The 23248-nt window shown below is 43.1% G+C and carries 15 protein-coding genes, 6 tRNA genes, 3 rRNA genes and 1 pseudogene; 23 read left to right on the forward strand and 2 right to left on the reverse strand.

Annotated elements, in window-relative coordinates; all coding sequences use genetic code 11:
* Positions 1 to 4: 4 nt before the first annotated feature.
* The 6 genes from ACY8DT_RS08130 to ACY8DT_RS08155 all read left to right on the forward strand — a co-directional run bounded on the left by ACY8DT_RS08130 (position 5) and on the right by ACY8DT_RS08155 (position 6762).
* Positions 5 to 1306 (forward strand): pyrimidine-nucleoside phosphorylase, encoded by a 1302-nt coding sequence (locus ACY8DT_RS08130; RefSeq protein ID WP_462419818.1) that lies wholly within the window; start codon positions 5 to 7, stop codon positions 1304 to 1306.
* Between the two features lie 19 nt (positions 1307 to 1325).
* Positions 1326 to 2480, forward strand: coding sequence for a UTP--glucose-1-phosphate uridylyltransferase (locus ACY8DT_RS08135; protein ID WP_462419819.1), 1155 nt, complete (start codon positions 1326 to 1328; stop codon positions 2478 to 2480).
* Complete coding sequence (trhA, locus tag ACY8DT_RS08140; RefSeq protein WP_462419820.1) at positions 2480 to 3184, forward strand: PAQR family membrane homeostasis protein TrhA; 705 nt, start codon at positions 2480 to 2482, stop codon at positions 3182 to 3184. Before ACY8DT_RS08135 ends, trhA begins: the two co-directional genes overlap by 1 nt.
* 76 nt (positions 3185 to 3260) lie before the next feature.
* Positions 3261 to 4070 (forward strand): pyrroline-5-carboxylate reductase, encoded by an 810-nt coding sequence (gene proC, locus ACY8DT_RS08145; RefSeq protein ID WP_462419821.1) that lies wholly within the window; start codon positions 3261 to 3263, stop codon positions 4068 to 4070.
* Positions 4071 to 4131: 61 nt separating this feature from the next.
* The gene (locus ACY8DT_RS08150; RefSeq protein WP_462419822.1) at positions 4132 to 5682 is read left to right on the forward strand and encodes an amidohydrolase; all 1551 of its coding nucleotides are present in this window, start codon (positions 4132 to 4134) and stop codon (positions 5680 to 5682) included.
* The gene (locus ACY8DT_RS08155; protein WP_462419823.1) at positions 5683 to 6762 is read left to right on the forward strand and encodes an NAD/NADP octopine/nopaline dehydrogenase family protein; all 1080 of its coding nucleotides are present in this window, start codon (positions 5683 to 5685) and stop codon (positions 6760 to 6762) included.
* Between the two features lie 30 nt (positions 6763 to 6792).
* Here the strand turns inward: ACY8DT_RS08155 and ACY8DT_RS08160 are convergent.
* A pseudogene (locus ACY8DT_RS08160) lies at positions 6793 to 8164 on the reverse strand (alanine/glycine:cation symporter family protein).
* Positions 8165 to 8500: 336 nt separating this feature from the next.
* On the opposite strand from ACY8DT_RS08160, the gene ACY8DT_RS08165 reads away from it, so the two are divergent.
* The 13 genes from ACY8DT_RS08165 (at position 8501) to rocF (ending at position 18334) form a co-directional block, all read left to right on the forward strand.
* Positions 8501 to 9448 (forward strand): mechanosensitive ion channel, encoded by a 948-nt coding sequence (locus ACY8DT_RS08165; RefSeq protein ID WP_052255568.1) that lies wholly within the window; start codon positions 8501 to 8503, stop codon positions 9446 to 9448.
* A 120-nt stretch (positions 9449 to 9568) separates the two neighbouring features.
* Complete coding sequence (gene salA, locus ACY8DT_RS08170; protein ID WP_462419824.1) at positions 9569 to 10618, forward strand: iron-sulfur carrier protein/transcriptional regulator SalA; 1050 nt, start codon at positions 9569 to 9571, stop codon at positions 10616 to 10618.
* A 14-nt stretch (positions 10619 to 10632) separates the two neighbouring features.
* Positions 10633 to 11424, forward strand: coding sequence for a KinB-signaling pathway activation protein (locus ACY8DT_RS08175; RefSeq protein WP_462419825.1), 792 nt, complete (start codon positions 10633 to 10635; stop codon positions 11422 to 11424).
* Positions 11425 to 11858: 434 nt separating this feature from the next.
* Positions 11859 to 13408: ribosomal RNA gene (locus ACY8DT_RS08180) — 16S ribosomal RNA — on the forward strand.
* Between the two features lie 227 nt (positions 13409 to 13635).
* Positions 13636 to 16522: ribosomal RNA gene (locus ACY8DT_RS08185) — 23S ribosomal RNA — on the forward strand.
* A 143-nt stretch (positions 16523 to 16665) separates the two neighbouring features.
* Positions 16666 to 16780: ribosomal RNA gene (gene rrf, locus ACY8DT_RS08190) — 5S ribosomal RNA — on the forward strand.
* Together the 16S, 23S and 5S rRNA genes with 6 tRNA genes alongside form the textbook arrangement of a ribosomal RNA operon.
* A 20-nt stretch (positions 16781 to 16800) precedes the next feature.
* Positions 16801 to 16875, forward strand: a tRNA-Asn gene (locus tag ACY8DT_RS08195).
* 28 nt (positions 16876 to 16903) lie between these two features.
* Positions 16904 to 16975: transfer RNA gene (locus ACY8DT_RS08200), tRNA-Glu, on the forward strand.
* Between the two features lie 5 nt (positions 16976 to 16980).
* A tRNA-Val gene (locus ACY8DT_RS08205) sits at positions 16981 to 17056 on the forward strand.
* A 1-nt stretch (position 17057) separates the two neighbouring features.
* Positions 17058 to 17138 (forward strand) — tRNA-Tyr (locus ACY8DT_RS08210).
* Positions 17139 to 17152: 14 nt separating this feature from the next.
* Positions 17153 to 17227 (forward strand) — tRNA-Gln (locus ACY8DT_RS08215).
* A gap of 4 nt (positions 17228 to 17231) precedes the next feature.
* Positions 17232 to 17304 (forward strand) — tRNA-Lys (locus ACY8DT_RS08220).
* A gap of 121 nt (positions 17305 to 17425) precedes the next feature.
* Positions 17426 to 18334, forward strand: a complete 909-nt coding sequence (gene rocF, locus ACY8DT_RS08225; protein ID WP_462419826.1) for an arginase — start codon at positions 17426 to 17428, stop codon at positions 18332 to 18334.
* Positions 18335 to 18380: 46 nt separating this feature from the next.
* On the opposite strand, the gene ACY8DT_RS08230 is transcribed toward rocF, so the two are convergent.
* Positions 18381 to 18836, reverse strand: coding sequence for an ArsR/SmtB family transcription factor (locus ACY8DT_RS08230; protein WP_462419827.1), 456 nt, complete (start codon positions 18834 to 18836; stop codon positions 18381 to 18383).
* 102 nt (positions 18837 to 18938) lie between these two features.
* Between ACY8DT_RS08230 and ACY8DT_RS08235 the strand changes: the two genes are divergently transcribed.
* From ACY8DT_RS08235 to glmM, 4 genes are read left to right on the forward strand one after another with little or no spacing between them, the layout of a single operon-like run.
* Positions 18939 to 19886, forward strand: coding sequence for a helix-turn-helix domain-containing protein (locus tag ACY8DT_RS08235; RefSeq protein WP_462419828.1), 948 nt, complete (start codon positions 18939 to 18941; stop codon positions 19884 to 19886).
* A 22-nt stretch (positions 19887 to 19908) separates the two neighbouring features.
* Positions 19909 to 20730: a diadenylate cyclase CdaA gene (gene cdaA, locus ACY8DT_RS08240; RefSeq protein ID WP_462419829.1), complete on the forward strand. Its 822-nt coding sequence runs from the start codon at positions 19909 to 19911 to the stop codon at positions 20728 to 20730.
* Positions 20717 to 21661 carry a CdaR family protein gene (locus tag ACY8DT_RS08245; RefSeq protein ID WP_462419830.1) on the forward strand — a complete coding sequence of 315 codons (945 nt, stop codon included), beginning with the start codon at positions 20717 to 20719 and terminating at the stop codon, positions 21659 to 21661. The genes cdaA and ACY8DT_RS08245 overlap by 14 nt, the downstream gene beginning before the upstream one ends.
* An 11-nt stretch (positions 21662 to 21672) precedes the next feature.
* Complete coding sequence (gene glmM, locus ACY8DT_RS08250) at positions 21673 to 23019, forward strand: phosphoglucosamine mutase (RefSeq protein ID WP_462419831.1); 1347 nt, start codon at positions 21673 to 21675, stop codon at positions 23017 to 23019.
* The last annotated feature ends 229 nt before the right edge of the window (positions 23020 to 23248 follow it).

Raw genomic sequence — 23248 nt, forward strand, 5'->3', positions numbered from 1 at the left:
TTTTATGAGAATGGTAGATATTATTGCAAAAAAACGTGATAATCAACCACTGACAAAAGAGGAAATCGAGTTTTTTGTAGATGGCTATACTAATGATGAAATTCCGGATTATCAAGTTTCGAGTATTATGATGGCGATTTTCTTCAATGATATGAATGACGAAGAAAGAGCCGGCCTGACAATGGCGATGGTGGCTTCCGGCGATCAGATAGATCTGTCTGAAATCGACGGTGTGAAAGTGGATAAACACTCGACCGGTGGCGTTGGTGATACAACGACGCTTGTGTTGGCACCGTTGGTTGCGGCGCTGGATGTGCCGGTGGCAAAAATGAGCGGACGGGGACTGGGTCACACAGGCGGCACAATCGATAAATTGGAAGCTGTTGAAGGTTTCCACGTGGAAATTACCGAGCAGGAATTCATCGATATTGTAAACCGCGACAAAGTGGCGGTAATCGGTCAGTCAGGCAATTTGACGCCGGCGGATAAAAAACTTTATGCACTCAGAGATGTTACCGCAACTGTAAACTCGATCCCACTCATTGCAAGTTCGATCATGAGCAAAAAAATTGCAGCAGGCGCCGATGCAATTGTTCTCGATGTCAAAGTCGGAGACGGTGCATTTATGAAAACAACGGAAGATGCAACTGAACTCGCGAGCGCGATGGTATCCATCGGAAATAATGTAGGACGTAATACCATGGCGATTATTTCAAGCATGGAAGAGCCGCTCGGCAGAGCAATAGGAAACGCTCTTGAAGTGAAAGAGGCGATTGAAACGCTTAAAGGGCAGGGGCCGGAAGATCTGACCGAGCTGAGCGTTGAATTAGGCAGCCAGATGGTGGTTCTCGGCGGCAAGGCTGACACACTCGAAGAAGCGCGGACTAAACTCCAGGCAGTAATAGATGATGGCAGTGCTTTAGAGAAATTTAAAGTATTTTTGAAAAATCAGGGCGGAGATGCGTCGATGGTTGATGACTTGAGCAAACTGCCTCAGGCGAAGTATACATTCGAAGTCGAAGCGGAAAAATCCGGATTTGTAGAAAAAATCGGATCGGAAGCGATGGGTGTTGCTTCGAGTATGCTGGGTGCAGGCCGTCAGACAAAAGAAGATGTCATTGATCTGGCTGTGGGGCTGATGCTCAATAAAAAAGTGGGAGACCGTGTAGAAAACGGAGAATCACTGGTCACCATCTACAGCAACTCTGAAGATGTCGAAGCGGTAAAACAAAAAATACTCGAAAATTACAAGATTGGTGACAATGAGACGGAAATCCCCCTCATCCGCAAAGTAATCACTGAATAATCTTATGAGGAGTTTGACTATGATCGAAAAATGGATACCTCAATATAGCAAATTAAATGCACCGGAACAGCAGCAACTGGATGAATCATTTAAAGCATTGGATATCGCACATATTGAAAAAGTGTATGAAGAGACATATGTAAGTCCGAAAACATTGGATATGGAAAAGATAGAAGAGATTCAATACGTATCAACGGATGATATAGATGATTTCCAAAAAGAAAAATTAAGGGAAAGAGCAGAGAGCGCAGTCTTTAAAGGTGAATTTGCCGTTCTTTTGATGGCAGGCGGACAGGGCACACGCCTTCAGCATCCCGGTCCGAAAGGCACATTTTCTTTTGACGGCGTATCATTGTTCGAGCTGCAGGCAAGACAGTTAAAGAAATATATGTCAACAGAGAGTGCCCCGGTGCATTGGTATATCATGACAAGTGATATCAATCATGAAGAAACGTTAAGCTTTTTTGGAGAAAATAAATACTTTGGACTGCCGAAGGAAAATATTCATTTTTTCAAGCAGGAACATTTTCCACCAGTCAGAAAAAATAAAACGTTACTGTTGACTCCAAAAAAAGATATCATGCTGACGCCAAATGGCAACGGCGGCATTTTCGCTTCATTATATAACTCAGGAATGCTTGAGGATATGAAGCGCCGCGGTGTCAAACATGTATTCATGAATAATGTGGATAATGCAGTTGTTAAAGTACTCGATACACTGCTCGCCGGACTGCATTTGGATAATGGCAATGAAATCACTTCAAAATCAATCGTTCCAAAACCGGGTGAGAGTGTCGGACGTCTGAGTTTAGCAGACGGCGTCAAAGCAGTTGTAGAGTATACCGAACTTCCGGAAGGGACGGACAGACAGTTTTTAAACGGCAACATCGGCATCCATATCTTTACGACGGATTTTCTGGATACTGTCGGAAAAGCTGAAATGCCCTACCATCTGGCATTGAAGAAACTTGATTTTTTGGACAATGATTTAAATGAAGTGAAAGAAGAAGTGCTGAAATTCGAGAAGTTTTATTTCGATGCATTCAAATATGCTGTAAAGCACAACACTCTGCAAGTGGACAGAAAAGGTGAGTTCTCTCCGCTGAAAAATAAAGAAGGCAAAGACAGTGTGGAAACAGCATATCAGGATCTTAAATCAGAAGGATTGATCTAATGACTAAAAGTGACGGGACCGTAAAACAGGCAACAGAAAACAAAGAGACAAAGATAGAACGTTCACTGCGCGGCGTCATCCCGTTATCTTTTGGTGAAGAGGTTGGCAACAGTGTCAGTCACGGAGTGGCCGCTTTAATATTCATAATCCTTCTTCCATTTACGGCAGTCTATATGTATATAGGAGGCGGCGTCGAATTTGCAATCGGCGGCTCTGTATATGTCATCAGTATTCTATTGATGTTTCTGACTTCGACTTTATATCATTCGATGGAACACAACACAAAACATAAATATATTATGAGACTTCTTGACCACAGTTTCATATATGTTGCAATCGCAGGGACTTACACACCTATTGCAATTTCTGTCATCGGTGGATTTTGGGGTATGACGACACTGGTCATCCAATGGACTGCAGCTGTACTGGGTATACTTTATAAAGTATTGAGTCCAAAAGTCAGCTCTAAAGTCAGCATGATATTTTATCTTGTGATGGGGTGGATGGCGGTTATATTCACTCCGATCATCATCAGTGAAACAAGCTGGATTTTCATCGGTCTCATCCTGCTGGGTGGTATCAGTTACACGGTGGGTGCATGGTTTTATTCTCAAAAAGAAAGAAAGTACTTCCATATGATATGGCATTTCTTTATAATCATCGCAAGCGGATTACACTACACTGCCATCGTATTTTATATTTAATGCAGATTAAACTTCACTTTTTATATCAGTTTGTTAAGATAAAGCATGGGTCAAAAATTTTAATGGAGTTGATTTGATGAAGATTGTCTTTTACGGTGCAGGAAACATGGCAAGTGCTATTTTTATCGGCATGATCGAGAATCGTGTTGTAGCACCTTCAGATATATACTTGACGAGTAGAAGCATGCAGGAAAAAATAATGTTTTTCAAAGACAACCTGGGTGTCAATGTATCATATGATGATCCGGAACTATTAAAAGATACGGATTATGTGATACTTGCAAGTAAACCGCAGAGTTTTCCTTCTGTTGCAAGTAGAATCCGGCCATATCTGGAACCAAAGACAAAAGTGGTATCAGTCATGGCGGGTACTCAAATTAAGACTATTCGCCGGGAACTTAAAACCGAAAACCCAATTGCGAGAATCATGCCGAATACAAACGCGATGGTGCAGCATTCGGTAAATGGCATATCATATTCCAGCAACTTTACCGACAGGGATGAACTGATAGAGCTGATGGAAAGTTTCGGTACTACAGTGACTGTGGAAGAGGATGAAATGCACAATATAACAGCTGCAACCGGTTCAGGTTCAGCCTTTCTTTACTATATATATGAAATGTATGCCGAAAGTTTGATGGAACTGGGATTTGATGAAGAAGAGGCGATGTTCCTTACCCGCAACCTGGTGATCGGAGCAGGAAAGATGGTTGAGGATTCAGAGCTGTCATTCAGTGATCTGCGCAAGAATATAACGTCCAAACGCGGTACGACTGAGGCTGGACTTGATGCCCTTGACGGAGACGGTCTGAAAAGAATACTGATTAAAACGTTGAATGCTGCGGCAAACCGCAGTGAAGAACTGAGTAAAGATGACGACGAGTGATATTGAAATACTTCATATTATATTCATATAATATGAAGTATTTTTTAAAGGGGACGGTATTTTGAAAACTTTATATAAAAACGGAAAAATTTACAGTATGAATGCTGAAGGTGAGACTTTCGACAGTGTAATGGTGGAAGACGGAATCATCACCGGATTGGATGCTGATGAAAGTGTTGCCGATGAAATCATCGATTTGAAAGGCGCTACTGTGCTGCCGGGGTTAAATGATACACATATGCATCTGGTGATGCTCGGTAAAAAGTTGAAGTCACTTGTTTTATATGATGAAAATGATATTGATCATGTAAAAGAATTGATTAAAGGCCATCATTCCGACAAAGAATGGAATATGATCCTCGGATATGATGAAAACAACTTTGAAAACAACTACCGTCTGAACCGTGCCGAGCTGGATGTTCTGACGGATAAACCGACCATCGTTGCGAGAGTATGCCAGCATGCAGGCATAGTGAACACTAAAGCGCTGGAAGCTCTTGGCATAGATAAAAAGATTGAGGATCCTGAAGGCGGTTCTTATGAAAGAGATGAAGACGGTGAGCTGACAGGTTGGGTTTATGATAAGGCATTCGACCAGTTCAGGGAAGCGCAGGTGGATGACACGGTCGAATCGGTCAGTGATGATATTATACAGGCTGTAAAATATTTATATACACTGGGTGTGACAGGTGTACACACTGAAGATATGGCAGCATACGGTCCGAACGATGTGCCGCTGAATGCCTACTTGAATACGATCGGTAAAGATCAGCTTAAGTTCAGAGTGAATCTTTTGAGACACGAATCGGTTTACGAAGAGATGATAGAGAAAAATCCTGAATTTAAAAAGGATTGGGTAGAGGCTGATGCCATGAAAATCTTTATTGACGGCGCTTTCGGGGGTCAGACAGCTCTTATGAAGGAACCTTATGAAGGGACTGACAATACAGGACTGCAAATACACACCAGGGAAAATTTAGAGAAACTGGTCAAAAAAGCGAGAAAGAATGATGATGCTGTAGCCGTTCATATGATAGGCGACCAGGCAACGGAACTCGTACTTGATGTGATAGAGGAATATCCTGTAAAAAAAGGGCTGTACGATAGACTGATTCATGTGAGTCTGCTCGATGAAAAAATGATGGACAAAATGGCGGAACTTGATGTCATATGCGATGTTCAACCTACATTCCTGACTTCTGATATGCCGTGGGTGGAAGATTATATAGGTAAAGAAAGAGCTGAACGACTGTACAATTTCAGAACCATGTCGGATAAGGGACTTCTCCTTGGCGGCGGTTCGGATGGCCCGATTGAAGATGTGAACCCGCTGCAGGGTGTTCATGCACTCGTTACACGGCATGGTAAAACCGGTGTTTATAATGAAAGTGAAAAAATCAGTGTATTCGAAGCCTTTCAAATGTATACTAAAAATGCGGCTGAGATCGTTCATCGCAGTGATAGATCTGGTCAGATCAAAGAAGGCTGCATGGCAGATTTCACAGTATTCGACAGAGATGTAATGACTGTCGAAACGGATGAGCTATTAGAAACAGAAGTATTATATACAATTATAGATGGCGAAGTGGTTTATCGAAAAGGAGGAATATAGGTGACATTAAAAATTGGTATTTTTGGAGCCGGACATGGCGGTGTAACTGCAGCAGCAGATTTGACTAAATCAGGACATGAAGTGACTTTATATCAATCTGCGGAGTCAAAGAGAAACCTGGAAAAAATCAGTGCAGGCAATGAAATCATATTAAACGGTGAAGCGGTTAAAATACATTCGTTTACGAGAGATGTTGAAGAAGCGGTCAGTGGGCAGGATGTGTTAATGCTGGCGATTCCTGCCCCTGCTGTGGAGAAAGTGACTGCAAATATTGCACCATACCTGGAAGACGGGCAGCACATATATATCAACAGCGCAAGCGCCATGTGCAGTATCAGGCTGCGCAATGTCCTTAAGAATATGGGGATAGAAAAGGATGTCAAAGTAGGGGAATCGATGTCACTCACTTATGCATCAAGGTACAATGCAGAAACGAATGAAGCGAATTTAATCGGTTACAATCAACATAATCTGTTTGCAGCATACCCGGCCAAAGATACTGATGAGATGTTGGAAGTTTTAAGTGAAATGTATGATTTTGTCAAAGCGGACACAATCATAGAAGTGACATTGAATAACGGCAATCCGGAAAGTCACCCAGGCCCTTCAATATTAAACGCGGGACGTATAGACTATGCGGGTGATTCATTTTATTTATACAAAGAAGGTATAACTGAGCATACTGTAAACGTCGTCCATAAAATTGATGAAGAACGCCAGGAAATATGTAAAGTATTGGGCTATGAAGCAGTAGATAAATCTTCCCGCAGTGAGAGAAGCGGTTATTTTGAAAAAGGTAAGCCGCTGCTTGAACAGTTTAATGAATCACCAATGCTGAAAGACATACTCGGACCGACCGATCTTGAAAACCGTTATATCACAGAAGATGTGGAAAGCGGCCTGGTCCTTTGGGCAAGCATTGCTGATGCAGTCGGTGTCGATACTCCCGTCATGGATTCGGTCATCACATTGACGGGCGTACTGCTTGAAAGAGATTATTTTGAAATCGGCTTGACATTGGATAAGCTGGGCATCGATATAAAAGATGCCGGGGAGTTAAATAAAATAATGACAGGTTAAAAAAAGAGCTGCATAAGCAGCTCTTTTTAATTATTCCGTATCTTTTTTATAGTATTTACCTTCTGTATGGAAAAACTCATTATAGAGTTCCACGATTTTAGGAGACATGATAATTACAGCAATCAGGTTGGGCAGTACGACAAAGAATAAAGTCAAGTCGAGCAGCGACCAGAAGAATGTTGCTCCGCCGATGGCTCCAATAATGATGGAAATGATATAGACGACTTTAATCACTTTGCCTGCCCATAGTCCAAATAGGAATTCAGCCTGCCTTGCGCCATAAAATATGACGACTGTAACTGTTGAGAAAACAAAGAAAATCAACGCAACCGCAATCAGGCCGCCTCCAAAAGCTCCAAAAGACTCTTCAAAAGCACGCGCTGTCAATGATTCTCTGACACTGTCCTCATGTGCATCATTATGCTGCCATACACCAGTCATCAAAACGACAAGACCGGTAATTGTACATATGACCAAAGTGTCGACGATGATTTGAATGACAGCCCAAAGTGCCTGTCGGATCGTCGGTTTTTGCGGCGGCATGGGCAATGGGTGAAGTACCGAGTCCGGCTTCATTACTGTATATGCCACGTGCAAATCCCCAACGGATGGATTCAGCCAAAACAACACCGGCACCGCCTCCAAGAGCAGCGGTCGGATTGAAAGCTTCGGTAAATACCAGTGCTAATATTTCAGGTACCATATCGACATTTATTAAAATGATGATGCTGCCTGCAATAATGTAGAATAAAGCCATAAACGGAACTAGATACGAAGTGACCCGGCCAATTCTTTTAACACCGCCGAACACGACAATACCTGCAAGTACAGCGACAATGATACCGGTAATTACCGGCGGGACGGAGAATGTTGTGCTGACTGTACTTGCGACCGAGTTACTTTGAACCATTATGCTTGGTATCAACTCTATCATCAGGAAGAATGCATACCAGACCGCAAGAAATTTACCGATTTTCGGCCACTTGATTCCATTTCTCATATAATACATCGGCCCGCCGACATATTCACCGATCGAATTTTTCTCACGGTAGTAGACACCTAACGTCGTTTCTCCGAATTTCAAAGCCATTCCGAGAAAAGCGATTACCCACATCCAAAACAGTGCTCCGGGTCCGCCGAGCATTATGGCTACAGGAACTCCGACGATATTGGCAGCGCCGATCGTGGATGACAATGCAGTCGTCAATGTCTGGAATGGCGTTACAGTACCTTTACCTTTTGTTTTTTTGCCGACTTGTCCAATGGTTTGCTGGAAAATGTAAAACGGTCTTCTGAATTGGAAAAACTTTAGTCGGAAGGTCAGGAAAACACTCGTCACAAGAAGAGCAATTATAATTGGATAACCCCAAAGAAAGTCAGATATTGCTGTAATTGTTTCCATCTCAAACATCCCCTATATTCAATTTTAAAATTATAAGCACATTACATTTTTCAAATATCTTAAATAAATCTTATAAAATATCGAAAAGAAAATCAATAATATTATCTAAATTTTCGGAATACTTAGGGTATAAAAGTTAGAGAATATAATTGAAATGAGGTTCATAAAGTATGATTAATGCTTATTTAAATTCACTTTGCATGCAAGGTGTATTATAACTAATTACATATTTGAGTTCATTTAGTTAATTTTTACTTTTTTTGGAGGTTTCCGTTTAAATGTCAATTATTAAGGCAAGAGGACTTATATCATGAAAAATAAGGAGAGGTTACATTTATGTCTAACATTGGAAATGCGTTTAACGATATGTTTTCCAACATTATTAATTTTATCCCAAGTTTAATCGCAGCATTATTATACTTACTGCTTGCCTGGATTATTGCCACTGTCATTAAAAACGTTATCGTGAAAGGTTTAGGAGCTCTTGGATTTGAAGAATGGCTTCAGAAAAAAGGTCTTGTGAATGCAACAGAAGGCGGACAGGCTTCTGAGGGCTTCATACAGACACTGGGCAAAATTGCTTATTACCTGGTATTCATTTTATTTTTACCAGCAGTATTCTCAGCATTGAATATGGATTCCGTCGCAACACCAATCAGTCAGATGATGACGAATATACTGAACTTCCTGCCAACACTACTGGTGTCAGCTGTATTGTTAGTACTGGGTCTGTTTATTGCCAAATTGGTAGGTACCCTGGTTCGAAACCTTCTTGCTAATATCAATGCAAGTAAATATAACAAATATGTAAACTTTGGACAGAACAAAGATGCAGTGGATATTCCGTCTGCAACAGGATGGATTGTTACAGCGCTTATCGGCCTGTTCTTCGTAGTGGAAGCTTTAAGTGTATTGAATTTAGAAATCTTGAATACAATCGGCGGGGCAATCATTGCTTACCTGCCACTCGTTCTATCAGCAGCCATCATTCTGGCGCTTGGTTTTGTCGGAGGAAACATCATATCCTCTGTCATCGTTAAAAGTACAGGCAACAGATTCTTTGGTGAAATCGTTAAATATCTACTGATCATTGTTGCAGTGTTCATGACTTTAGATCAGTTGAACTTTGCACAAAGCATTGTAAATGCTGCATTCCTTCTAATACTTGGAGCAATTGCTGTCGCTTTCGCAATATCATTTGGTATCGGCGGACGTTCATTTGCAGAAAAACAGCTTGCTAAGTTTGAACAGAAAGTCCGTTCAGAAGATAACAAAAATGAATAACTAAGACTTAAGTCTGAATATCCAAACATTTATCATAAAGTGTTTGGATATTTTTTAATTTTAGTATATTGATTATGTTATGATTGTTGTATTGAATTTTGTAGATAAAGGAGAAAAACGATGTTATCAAATAAAGAAGTAGAAGAACTTCTAGGCGATATTAATGACCCGGTTTTAAACGTACCTTTGAAAGAAACTGAAGGTATCGTGGAAATTAAGATCAAAGAAGAGAAAGAACACGTCAGTGTAAAACTTGCCATAGGACGTTTAGGCGGACAGGAACAACTGGATTTACAAATGAAAGTTGTTGATTTATTAAAAGAAAATGGTTTTGCTACAGTCGGCATCCGTTTTGAAGAATTGGAAGATGACCTGATCAATGAGCATAGAGGCAACGAAGCATCTCCAATCGAAAGCAAATTCAGTGAAGGAAAAACTGAGTTTATATCAGTAGCTTCAGGTAAAGGCGGCGTTGGTAAATCAACAGTGTCGGTCAACCTGGCTGTATCATTGGCGAAAGCTGGTAAAAAAGTTGGTATTATCGATGCGGACATTTATGGTTTCAGCGTGCCTGATATGATGGGAATTGTAGATAAGCCTGCTGTTGAAGGTGAAAAGATCATTCCGGTAGAACGCTACGGTGTCCAGGTGATATCGATGGCATTTTTCGTAGAAGAGAATACGCCGGTAATCTGGCGCGGACCGATGCTGGGTAAAATGCTGACGAGTTTCTTCAATGAAGTAGAGTGGGGAGAATTGGACTATTTGATTCTGGACTTGCCGCCGGGTACCGGCGACGTTGCATTGGATGTCCATCAGATGTTGCCTCACAGTAAAGAAATTATTGTAACAACACCACATCCGACTGCGGCATTTGTTGCAGCACGTGCCGGCTCTATGGCATTGCACACAGATCATGAAATTATTGGTGTCATTGAAAACATGAGCTACTTTGAAAGTGAAGTGAGCGGACAGAAGGAATATGTATTCGGTACAGGCGGCGGAGAGAAACTTGCTGCAGACCTTGAAGTGCCATTATTAGGACAAGTACCGCTTGGTCAGCCAAAGTGGGACCATGATGATTTTGCGCCATCTATATACAAAGATGATAAAATCAGTGAAATCTACACAGAGATTGCCAATAGTATCATTGCACAAAGTAAAGAATAGTAGGAGAAAGCTTTATGACATCAAAATATTTAGTTAAGTTTTATTTTACTACTTTACTTATTGGTACAGTTATATCTACTGTCATCAGCCTGTTGTTAGAGTATGAGAATGTGACAAGTTATTTATTCACCGGCAACATTGGAGAATTTTTGGCGGGCCTGGTTTGGTTTATCACATTCGGCTTACTGATAGCGACAATCAGTCAGGTAGCATTTTTCATCTATCTTTTTATACACCCTTTAGGATTGGGAATATTTAAGCGTTTCTGGCCATATATTCAATTACTTCTTATAATGTATGCCATTTTCGATTTGTTCTATTTCCGATTTTATGAAGTTGGGGTGGAAGAAGGCTTTGTTTGGGGATTCATGTGGATTCCAATATTGATGATAGTGGTCGGTATAGTTGTGGCACGTTATAAGAATAAGCAGGTTAAAGATGCAAATGTCTTCATACCTTCATTGTTCTTCATGATTTTCATCACAGCTGTTACAATGATTCCTTTCGTAGTTGTTGAAGATACTTCCTGGATTTTCAGATCTGTCTTTGCGATTTTAGTGATGAATGCCTACCAATTGATTAAACTGCCGGATTATATAGCAGCTTCTGAAAGAGAAAAGAAGGAGCGGGGCAGAATCACGAAGAGTGATATCAATGAAGAGAAGCGCAAGAAACTCAGGAAAGAGCGGGATGAGAAAGCTGAACAGGACCGGCTGGCTAAACAAAAGAAGAAAAGCATCAAGGATAATAAACGTAAAACAGCGAAAGAACGTAAAAGAGGCAGCGTCAAGCAAAAAAACAATTAAACAGCAGTGAATAATAATTCAATGTAAAGTCGTATGAAGCCATAAACCGTGGTTTTATACGGCTTTTATATATAGTTTGATGTGAAAGACGGGATATTGGTAAAACTACAATAAAAGATGCGTGAAATGTGTTGACGTTGAATTCAAAACTTGATATTCTTACGTAGTCGCTTTGAACAGGAGCGAAAAAACGTAAAGCTAAATTAACAAATATTAATTTTGTTAAACTTATATTAAATTATCATTGCAAAGATTTCTGAGCTGTGATAAGATATTAAAGCAACACCAAACGAGAACATTGAAAACTGAATGACAATATGTCAACGTTTAATTCCGATAAAGTTCCTATTGAATAGGAACACAAATTGAGGCGAACAATCAAACACGCAAACAGATGATACTAAAGTATCGAAGAGCTCAAGATGAGCTTTCCATTTATGGAGAGTTTGATCCTGGCTCAGGATGAACGCTGGCGGCGTGCCTAATACATGCAAGTCGAGCGCGAGCGATTGGAGCTTGCTCCAATCAATCGAGCGGCGGACGGGTGAGTAACACGTAGGCAACCTACCCATCAGACTGGGATAACCACGGGAAACCGTGGCTAATACCGGATGAACCTTTGAGACACAAGTCTTAAAGTTGAAAGGCGCTTTTGGTGCCGTTGATGGATGGGCCTGCGGCGCATTAGCTAGTTGGTGAGATAGTGGCTCACCAAGGCGACGATGCGTAGCCGACCTGAGAGGGTGATCGGCCACACTGGGACTGAGACACGGCCCAGACTCCTACGGGAGGCAGCAGTAGGGAATCTTCCGCAATGGACGCAAGTCTGACGGAGCAACGCCGCGTGAGTGAAGAAGGGTTTCGGCTCGTAAAACTCTGTTGTTAAGGAAGAATGACACATGGAGTAACTGCCATGTGTGTGACGGTACTTAACCAGAAAGCCACGGCTAACTACGTGCCAGCAGCCGCGGTAATACGTAGGTGGCAAGCGTTATCCGGAATTATTGGGCGTAAAGCGCGCGTAGGCGGTTTCTTAAGTCTGATGTGAAAGCCCCCGGCTCAACCGGGGAGGGTCATTGGAAACTGGGGAACTTGAGTGCAGAAGAGGAGAGTGGAATTCCATGTGTAGCGGTGAAATGCGCAGAGATATGGAGGAACACCAGTGGCGAAGGCGGCTCTCTGGTCTGTAACTGACGCTGATGTGCGAAAGCGTGGGGATCAAACAGGATTAGATACCCTGGTAGTCCACGCCGTAAACGATGAGTGCTAAGTGTTAGGGGGTTTCCGCCCCTTAGTGCTGCAGCAAACGCATTAAGCACTCCGCCTGGGGAGTACGACCGCAAGGTTGAAACTCAAAGGAATTGACGGGGACCCGCACAAGCGGTGGAGCATGTGGTTTAATTCGAAGCAACGCGAAGAACCTTACCAAATCTTGACATCCTCTGACAGCCATAGAGATATGGTTTCCCTTCGGGGCAGAGTGACAGGTGGTGCATGGTTGTCGTCAGCTCGTGTCGTGAGATGTTGGGTTAAGTCCCGCAACGAGCGCAACCCTTAAACTTAGTTGCCAGCATTCAGTTGGGCACTCTAAGTTGACTGCCGGTGACAAACCGGAGGAAGGTGGGGATGACGTCAAATCATCATGCCCCTTATGATTTGGGCTACACACGTGCTACAATGGACAGGTTACAAAGGGCAGCGACGCCGCAAGGCCAAGCGAATCCCATAAAACTGTTCTCAGTTCGGATTGGAGTCTGCAACTCGACTCCATGAAGCTGGAATCGCTAGTAATCGTGGATCAGCATGCCACGGTGAATACGTTCCCGGGTCTTGTACACACCGCCCGTCACACCACGAAAGTCAGTAACACCTGAAGCCGGTGGGCCAACCTTTATGGAGGCAGCCGTCGAAGGTGGGATTGATGATTGGGGTGAAGTCGTAACAAGGTAGCCGTATCGGAAGGTGCGGCTGGATCACCTCCTTTCTAAGGATAATTACAGGAACGGGATTGACGTTTGACATATTGTATTCAGTTTTGAATGTTTTCTCATTGGAGAGGCATTCATATTAAAGATGTACATTGAAAACCGGATAGAGAAGCAAACAAAACAAATGATTTTAACCGAAATCAAAACAAGCGTAGAAAACCGAGAACAAAGAGTTCAAGATACACGCGATGTACTTTAATTAGTACACTCACAAATTCATTACGATTAAGTGATGAAGAGCGCACGGTGGATGCCTTGGCACTAAGAGCCGATGAAGGACGGAACCAACACCGAAATGCTTCGAGGAGCTGTAAGTAAGCTGTGAATCGAAGATGTCCGAATGGGGGAACCCAGCGTCTTATGGACGTTACCAATGCGTGAATACATAGCGCATTTGGAGGTAGACCCGGGGAACTGAAACATCTTAGTACCCGGAGGAAGAGAAAGTAAACACGATTCCCTGAGTAGCGGCGAGCGAAACGGGAAGAGCCCAAACCAGCTTCGGCTGGGGTTGTAGGACACCAATGTGGAAAGTCAATGTTAGTCGAATCATCTGGAAAGATGAACCGAAGGGGGTAACAGTCCCGTAGGCGAAAACGTTGTCGGCCCTAGGTGTATCCTGAGTACGGCGGAACACGAGAAATTCCGTCGGAATCCGGGAGGACCATCTCCCAAGGCTAAATACTTCTTAGTGACCGATAGTGAACCAGTACCGTGAGGGAAAGGTGAAAAGCACCCCGGAAGGGGAGTGAAATAGAACCTGAAACCGTGTGCTTACAAGTAGTCAGAGCCCGTTAATGGGTGATGGCGTGCCTTTTGTAGAATGAACCGGCGACTTACGATGATATGCAAGGTTAAGCAGTGAATGTGGAGCCGCAGCGAAAGCGAGTCTGAACAGGGCGCCATAGTATATCGTCGTAGACCCGAAACCAGGTGATCTACCCATGTCCAGGCTGAAGTCCAGGTAACACTGGATGGAGGGCCGAACCGACTTACGTTGAAAAGTGACCGGATGAGGTGTGGGTAGCGGTGAAATTCCAATCGAACCTGGAGATAGCTGGTTCTCTCCGAAATATATTTAGGTATAGCCTCATGAGAGCATCGTGGAGGTAGAGCACTGTTTGGACGAGGGGCCCATCCCGGGTTACCGAATTCAGACAAACTCCGAATGCCATAGATGCGCTTCATGGGAGTCAGACAGTGGGTGATAAGGTCCATTGTCGAGAGGGCAACAGCCCAGACCACCAGTTAAGGTCCCCAAATATATGTTAAGTGGAAAAGGATGTGGCGTTGCACAGACAACTAGGATGTTGGCTTAGAAGCAGCCATCATTTAAAGAGTGCGTAATAGCTCACTAGTCAAGTGACGCTGCGCCGAAAATGTACCGGGGCTAAACATATTACCGAAACTGTGGATCAATTTATTGATGGTAGGAGAGCGTTCTAAGTGCAGCGAAGCATGATCGTGAGGACATGTGGAGCGCTTAGAAGTGAGAATGCCGGTGTGAGTAGCGAAAGACGGGTGGGAATCCCGTCCACCGAATGACTAAGGTTTCCAGAGGAAGGCTCGTCCGCTCTGGGTTAGTCGGGACCTAAGCCGAGGCGAAGACGCGTAGGCGATGGATGACAGGTAGACATTCCTGTACCGGTGTATATTGTTCGAGTGATGTGGTGACGCAGGAGGATGGTCAGGCATGCCGATGGAAGTGCATGTCCAAGCAACGAGTGGTCAGGGTAGGCAAATCCGCCCTGTGTAACCGTGAGTTGTGACGGGGAGCCGAAATTTAGTAGGCGAAGCTGTTGATTCACACTGCCAAGAAAAGCTGCTAGCAAGATATATACCGCCCGTACCGTAAACCGACACAGGTAGTTGGGAAGAGAATTCTAAGGTGAGCGAGCGAACTCTCGTTAAGGAACTCGGCAAAATGACCCCGTAACTTCGGGAGAAGGGGTGCTCATAGAGATATGAGCCGCAGTGAATAGGCCCAAGCGACTGTTTATCAAAAACACAGGTCTCTGCCAAACCGAAAGGTGACGTATAGGGGCTGACGCCTGCCCGGTGCTGGAAGGTTAAGAGGCGCGCTTAGTTCTTCGGAACGAAGGTGCAAATTGAAGCCCCAGTAAACGGCGGCCGTAACTATAACGGTCCTAAGGTAGCGAAATTCCTTGTCAGGTAAGTTCTGACCCGCACGAAAGGCGCAACGATTTGGGCACTGTCTCAACGAGAGGCTCGGTGAAATCATATTACCTGTGAAGATGCAGGTTACCCGCGACAGGACGGAAAGACCCCGTGGAGCTTTACTGTATCCTGATATTGAATCTTGACATCCCCCGTACAGAATAGGTGGGAGCCTGTGAAGTGTGTACGCCAGTATACATGGAGGCGCCGGTGGGATACCACCCTGGTGATGTTGATATTCTAACCCACGCCCGTGATCCGGGCGGGAGACAGTGTCAGGTGGACAGTTTGACTGGGGCGGTCGCCTCCTAAAGAGTAACGGAGGCGCTCAAAGGTTCCCTCAGAATGGTTGGAAATCATTCACAGAGTGTAAAGGCATAAGGGAGCTTGACTGCGAGACCAACAAGTCGAGCAGGGTCGAAAGACGGACTTAGTGATCCGGTGGTTCCGCATGGAAGGGCCATCGCTCAACGGATAAAAGCTACCCCGGGGATAACAGGCTTATCTCCCCCAAGAGTTCACATCGACGGGGAGGTTTGGCACCTCGATGTCGGCTCGTCGCATCCTGGGGCTGTAGTCGGTCCCAAGGGTTGGGCTGTTCGCCCATTAAAGCGGCACGCGAGCTGGGTTCAGAACGTCGTGAGACAGTTCGGTCCCTATCCGTCGTGGGCGTAGGAAATTTGAGAGGCGCTGTCCTTAGTACGAGAGGACCGGGATGGACATACCCCTGGTGTACCAGTTGTCGTGCCAACGGCATTGCTGGGTAGCTATGTATGGACGGGATAAGTGCTGAAAGCATCTAAGCATGAAGCCCCCCTCAAGATGAGATTTCCCCAATAGATCCCTCAGAGATGATGAGGTAGATAGGTTCGGCGTGTACGTATGGCAACATACTCAGCGGACGAATACTAATCGATCGACGACTTATTCAAAGATTTGTACCGTGTAAAGGGTTTTTACACTTGTGTCTGTTTGCTTCTATCCGGTTTTGAGTGTGACATCGTCACATTCGTTCGATTCAGTCGAACATCCAAAGGACTGAGATTACATTTGATGTATTCGACAGTCAACATTGTCTGGTAGTGATGGCGGAGAGGCCACACCTGTTCCCATGCCGAACACAGTCGTTAAGCTCTCCAGCGCCGATGGTAGTTGGACATTCGTCCCGTCAGAGTAGGACGCTGCCAGGCAATTTTTTTTATTTTATGATTCCACAGTAGCTCAGTGGTAGAGCTATCGGCTGTTAACCGATCGGTCGTAGGTTCGAATCCTACCTGTGGAGCCATTTTTATGTTCATTGATTTTTTATTTCTGGCCCGTTGGTCAAGCGGTTAAGACACCGCCCTTTCACGGCGGTAACACGGGTTCGAGTCCCGTACGGGTCATTATTGGAGAATTAGCTCAGCTGGGAGAGCATCTGCCTTACAAGCAGAGGGTCGGCGGTTCGAACCCGTCATTCTCCACCACGGAGAGGTAGCGAAGTGGCTAAACGCGGCGGACTGTAAATCCGCTCCTTCGGGTTCGGCAGTTCGAATCTGCCTCTCTCCATATCTATCTAATATTGGGCTGTAGCCAAGCGGTAAGGCAACGGGTTTTGGTCTCGTCATGCAAAGGTTCGAATCCTTTCAGCCCAGCCAATTAGAGCCATTAGCTCAGGTGGTAGAGCATTTGACTTTTAATCAAAGGGTCAGAGGTTCGAGTCCTCTATGGCTCATCAGGACACTTATTCAGTTAAGTGTCTTTTTTTATGCATTCATTTATATTTATTAGTCGTTGCATAAACACAACATTTTTTATATCATGTATGTATAGTATTAAAAAAAGGGGAGTATTATATGTACAAAGTTGATATTATAGGAGCGGCAACTACCTTCGGACAACCGAGACTGGGTGTCGATCTGGGTCCTGATGCGCTTCGTTATGCAAATTTAGTCAATGAAATTGAGAAACTTAATATAGAAGTTAATGATAAAGGAAATATACATAGTGATATGAAAGTCAATGTCGCACAACACTCGCATGGTGATGCAAATACGTTGAAGAACTATAATCAGGTTGTAGACTTCAATGAAAAACTTGCATCATCGGTAGATGAATCTGTAGAGCAGGGTGCTTTTCCACTGATTCTTGGAGGCGACCATTCACTGGCGATAGGCAGTCTGGCAGGTATCAGCCGGCACTACGAAAATTTAGGAGTAATATGGTACGATGCTCATGGTGATCTGAATAACAGCCATACATCGCCTTCAGGGAACATACATGGAATGCCTTTGGCAATTTCCTGCGGTGTAGGTGATGAGAAGCTTGTAAACCTTTATAAGGAAGGACCGAAAGTTAAGCCTGAAAATATTGTGCTTATAGGTATGCGCGACCTTGATGAAGGTGAGAAGGAATATATCAGTGAAAATGATATCCTCACTTTTACTATGACTGACATTAAAGAAAAAGGTATATCAGCAGTTATGCAGGAATCATTGGAATACTTGCAGAATAAAACGGATGGCATCCACCTTTCACTTGATGTGGACGCGCTGGATCCGACGGAAACACCGGGCACAGGCACACCTGTAGACGGCGGATTAAGCTTATCTGAAACGTTGTTTGCAATGACTCAACTGCATGATTCACAAAAGATTACATCAATGGATCTTGTTGAAGTGAATCCATTGCTGGATGATAAAAATAAAACGGCAGTAAAAGCTGTATCGATTGCATCCGCCTTTTTCGGCAAAAAACAAAAATAATTAAAATGAAATAAAAAAACGTGGTTAGTTTGCGCTCAACCACGTTTTATTGTTCTTCATAGGGCAATATTTGAATTTTATAATCCAAAACTTTATCACTTTCTTTTTTAGTAGACTGTTCTTTGACGAATTTTCTTAAATCCTTCCTGAATTGCGGCAGCTGTTTCTCTTTTATTTTCAAATGATAGGACATCTTATCCTTCTTTTTCTCTTCCTGCCTATATTGGAGCAGGTTTATATTTGGTACTACTTTTTCAGCTACAGGTTCATAAAATTTTTGTATTATGCTGTTTTTCTCGACAGTTTTTACGACATGGATAATATCGTTTTTAAGTAATTCATTCAAATGGTAATGTATTTTGGCTCTGGGAATCCCTAATTCATCAGCCAGCATCTGACCGGTTTTTGGGTGTTCGCTCAATAAGGTGAGCAACTCGATTCTAAAAGGATCGCTGACACTTTTTAACTGATATAAGTCATTTATAACCAATAATTTTTTCATTTGGAACCCCCTTATATATGTATTTATAGTATGATTAAGAGTAAATAAGTTGTCAAATAAATGGTTACATAATATGAAGTGCACAGGAAAGGGGCACAATTGATGGTCGGGCAGAGGATTAAAGAATCGAGACATAGAAATAATTTGACCCAGGAAGAATTGGCTGAAGGCATCATATCCCGGACATATTTAAGTCTTATTGAAAAAGGGAGTGTCCAGCCGTCAACAAATGTTCTGATTAAATTGAGTGAACGGCTCAACTGTTCTTTAAACGATTTAATGTCAGAAACTTCGAATTTCAGATATAATGATGTAGAAGTGTTTCGTGAAATTGTTTACCATGAATATAAAGTTGAACATGACGACTTCACTACAATTAAAGGGTTGATCAGTAAAGAGTATGACAAGACTGACGAAATATCCGCTGCTGATAAAGGCAGGCTCCATCTGCTTTACGCAAAATACTACAGGCATATGGATGAGAACGAAAAGATGAATTTTCACACTGAGGAAGCGATATCAAGTTTATCAAACAATGTTGTCAATCAATTTTATATCGATGCAGTACTGCTGAAATCCGGCTGTTTGATTGAAGAGGGTCGTATCACGCAGTCTTTGGATATATTGGAAGAGACATATTTCCTCGTCTTTCAAATGAGTGATTTGAAATTAGGCAGGCTGAAATTATTATTTGAAATAATAGAATGTTATTATAAAAAAGAACAGTATTTTACATGCAGAAGATTACTGGATGAATTTACTTATCTTAAAGAAGGCATGCAGGTCCTTTATAAGCAGGAAGAGTATCTGTATCTATTTTCAAAGGTTGCTGTACAGCTGGAGGAATTTGAATTGCTGAACAGCCTTGTAAACATGACAGACAGCGGTCGGATGAGGCTTTTGAAATGCTTTAACCTGTATAAAAAAGATCGGATAAAAGAAGCGGTTAAATTATTTAAGGGGTACCATAAAAATACAGATGAATTGCAAGCAGATCCTTTAATGGACAATATCTACCGGGAATTGGAGGATAGGATCGGTACGTTATAATTCATCGGAAAGGACCGGATGAGTGAATACCACTAATATTTTAGAGAATATAACGACCACGACGATTATTACCAGTGTCATAGATCTAATAATTGTTTGGTACGTTTTTTACTTACTAATCACCGTGATGAGGGGAACAAAAGCCATTCAATTAATAAAAGGTATTTTCTTCATATTAATTGGACGGGGAATCAGTAATGCATTTGATTTAACGACAACGACCGAATTGTTTGATACAGTTTTGGAGTGGGGTTTCCTTGCCATCATCGTTATATTTCAGCCGGAGTTGCGCCGTGCACTTGAGCAGCTCGGACGGGGGAGTCTTTTCCGTACCACTTCAAGCACTGCCGGGGCTGATTATGAGAAGCTGAGGGAAGCGGTTGTCAAATCTATCAGATATATGACTAAAAGGCGCATCGGTGCATTGATTGTATTTGAAAAGGAAACTGGTCTGAAAGAGTATACGGAAACAGGTATAACGGTCGATGCGAATATATCATCTGAACTTCTGATCAACATTTTCATACCGAATACGCCTCTTCATGACGGAGCCATGATAGTGACAGGGGATAAAATCAATTCCGCTGCCAGCTATCTGCCGCTTTCAGACAGCAGTAAAATCGCTAAAAACCTGGGGACGAGACACCGTGCAGCAGTCGGCATTTCAGAAGTCACCGATGCATTTACGGTCGTTGTATCTGAAGAGACGGGTAATATTTCAGTTACATATGGGGGCAAACTGGATAAAGAGATTACTTTGGAAGAACTGGATGAGTTATTGAAGAAGCATTGGAGTATCCTGCCTGCAATCAAGGAAGGAGGCGGTCTCTTTGCTCGAAAGTAAGTGGGGATTGAGATTTGTTGCTTTATTACTCGCGCTGTTCATGTTTTTATCAGTGAATAATGTTTTTGAAAATATCAATCCTTTCAATGAGGAAGGAGAACTAGATGAAACCGAACTGATACAAGGAATGCCTGTTGATATTCTTTATGATGAAGATGACTACTATGTCAGTGGTGTACCGAATCAGGTCAATGTTCAACTGTCTGGGAACACTTCGAACGTCGTCAGGCTGCAGACAACAAGAGATTTTAATGTTCAGCTTGATCTGAGGAACAGGAGCACAGGAGAACACGAAGTTCATTTTACTATTGATGAACTGCCTGAAAATGTAAGTGCAGAAGTGGTTCCGGAAACGGCTACGGTAAACATTCAGGATCTGGTCTCGCAGACTTTTACAGTGCAGGCTGAAGTGAATGGAAGCCGTGTAGGACCGAATCATCAACTGGAAACAGTGACGGTTGAACCGGATACGGTTACCGTCTACGGTGGAGAAAATGAAATCAACCGGATACAATATGTTCGTGCGACTCTCAGTGACAACACCCGTATTACAGACGACCGGGCTGAGGAGGCAGATATTGGGGTCTTTGACTTCCAATTCAATCGGCTGGATGTAAGGACGGAACCATCCAATGTCAGGGTGGAGATAGACGTCAGTGAGTTAAGTAAAACCGTGCCTGTGAACTATACTGTTTCCGGCATGGTGGATAGTGACCATGAACTCGTTGATGTAGAACTGAACTATGAAAATGTAGAAGTGTTCGGCAGTGAAGAAACATTGAGTGGAATCGACTCAGTGGACGTTGAAATTGATGTGGATGATCTCGACAGTTCAACGACACAGGACGTAGAATTGGACTTACCGGAAAGTGTAACTAAAACGGAACCGGCTGTTTTAGAAGCCGATTTGACTATAGAAGAAAATGACTAAAGGAGTAACTCATGGGTAAATATTTTGGAACAGATGGAGTAAGAGGTGTAGCTAACACAGAATTAACACCCGAACTGGCATTTAAATTAGGGCGTTTTGGCGGATATATTTTAGCAGGTGAAAACAACAATAAGCCTACTTTTTTAGTAGGACGTGATACTCGTATTTCTGGAGAGATGCTTGAGTCGGCACTTGTTGCCGGACTGCTTTCAATCGGTGCAGAAGTAATGAGACTTGGAGTCATTTCCACTCCAGGTGTTGCTTATCTGGCAAAAGAAATCGAAGCGGATGTCGGCGTAATGATTTCAGCATCTCATAACCCGGTGAGTGATAATGGTATTAAATTCTTTGGGTCAGACGGGTTTAAACTGACAGATGCCCAGGAAGCCGAAATCGAAGAGATGCTGGATAGTGAAACAGATGATCTGCCAAGACCTACAGGTATAAACTTGGGAAATATATCAGATTACTTTGAGGGCGGCCAAAAGTATGTAAGCTACTTGAAATCTACTGTTGAAGGAGATCTTGAAGGCCTGAAGATAGGTCTGGATGGTGCGCATGGTTCTACACATAAACTTGCACCATATCTATTTGGAGACCTGGAAGCAGATACGGTAACGGTAGGTACAAATCCAGATGGAACAAATATTAATGATGGTGTCGGTTCGACACACCCTGAGAAATTGGTGGAGCTGGTCCAGGAGGAGAAATGTGACCTCGGCCTTGCATTCGATGGGGACGGAGACCGTCTGATCGCGGTGGATGAAAATGGAAACATCGTTGATGGTGATAAAATCATGTTCATCATTGCGCAGCATTTAAAAGAAAATGACGAATTGAAAGATGACATGGTCGTATCAACGGTAATGAGCAACCTTGGCTTTTATAAAGCGCTGAAAGAACATGGACTGAAAAGCGACAAGACCAAAGTCGGAGACCGTTATGTTGTTGAAGAGATGAGAAAACACGGCTACAGCCTGGGTGGAGAACAATCCGGCCATATCATCATGATGAACTATAACACGACTGGTGATGGCTTATTATCAGGCGTTCATCTGGCAGCCATCGTCAAAAAATCAGGTAAGACTTTAGGGGAGCTCGCCAGTCAAGTGGAAACTTTCCCTCAGCGACTGGTCAATGTAAAAGTGACTGACAAGCACAACGTGATCAATAATGAAAAAGTTGCTGCAAAAATCTCTGAAATTGAAGCCGAAATGGATGGAAACGGGCGCATCCTTGTCCGTGCTTCAGGTACCGAGCCTCTAGTCAGGGTAATGGTGGAAGCAGAAACGATCGAACTCGCTGATGAGTACAGTTCTGTTATCGCTGAAGTTGTGGAAGCGGAAATGGGCTTATAATCCAAAACAATCAAATAAGAGATTCGTATACCCTCATTCAAAAAAATATTGTAATGAGGGCTTTTTTTTATTAAAATGGAAACGTTACTTTTAGGAGGTCAGAGAACTAAAATCGGAATAGCGCCTGAGCAGCGATGCTGCTGACGAGGAGGACAGTCATCGACGATCGGCGGATACTGTCCCGGATACTGAAGTATTCGTTACACCAGTTGTTAAAACCATATGGGCA

The organism is Salinicoccus sp. Marseille-QA3875 (assembly GCF_054950095.1).

What these genes read in the sequence shown, in the direction of transcription:
- ACY8DT_RS08130 (WP_462419818.1), top strand. Translation starts at nt 5, where the DNA reads ATGAGAATGGTAGATATTATTGCAAAAAAACGTGATAATCAACCACTG.
- ACY8DT_RS08135 (WP_462419819.1), top strand. Translation starts at nt 1,326, where the DNA reads ATGATCGAAAAATGGATACCTCAATATAGCAAATTAAATGCACCGGAA.
- trhA (WP_462419820.1), top strand. Translation starts at nt 2,480, where the DNA reads ATGACTAAAAGTGACGGGACCGTAAAACAGGCAACAGAAAACAAAGAG.
- proC (WP_462419821.1), top strand. Translation starts at nt 3,261, where the DNA reads ATGAAGATTGTCTTTTACGGTGCAGGAAACATGGCAAGTGCTATTTTT.
- ACY8DT_RS08165 (WP_052255568.1), top strand. Translation starts at nt 8,501, where the DNA reads ATGTCTAACATTGGAAATGCGTTTAACGATATGTTTTCCAACATTATT.
- salA (WP_462419824.1), top strand. Translation starts at nt 9,569, where the DNA reads ATGTTATCAAATAAAGAAGTAGAAGAACTTCTAGGCGATATTAATGAC.
- ACY8DT_RS08175 (WP_462419825.1), top strand. Translation starts at nt 10,633, where the DNA reads ATGACATCAAAATATTTAGTTAAGTTTTATTTTACTACTTTACTTATT.
- rocF (WP_462419826.1), top strand. Translation starts at nt 17,426, where the DNA reads ATGTACAAAGTTGATATTATAGGAGCGGCAACTACCTTCGGACAACCG.
- ACY8DT_RS08230 (WP_462419827.1), bottom strand. Translation starts at nt 18,836, where the DNA reads ATGAAAAAATTATTGGTTATAAATGACTTATATCAGTTAAAAAGTGTC.
- ACY8DT_RS08235 (WP_462419828.1), top strand. Translation starts at nt 18,939, where the DNA reads ATGGTCGGGCAGAGGATTAAAGAATCGAGACATAGAAATAATTTGACC.
- glmM (WP_462419831.1), top strand. Translation starts at nt 21,673, where the DNA reads ATGGGTAAATATTTTGGAACAGATGGAGTAAGAGGTGTAGCTAACACA.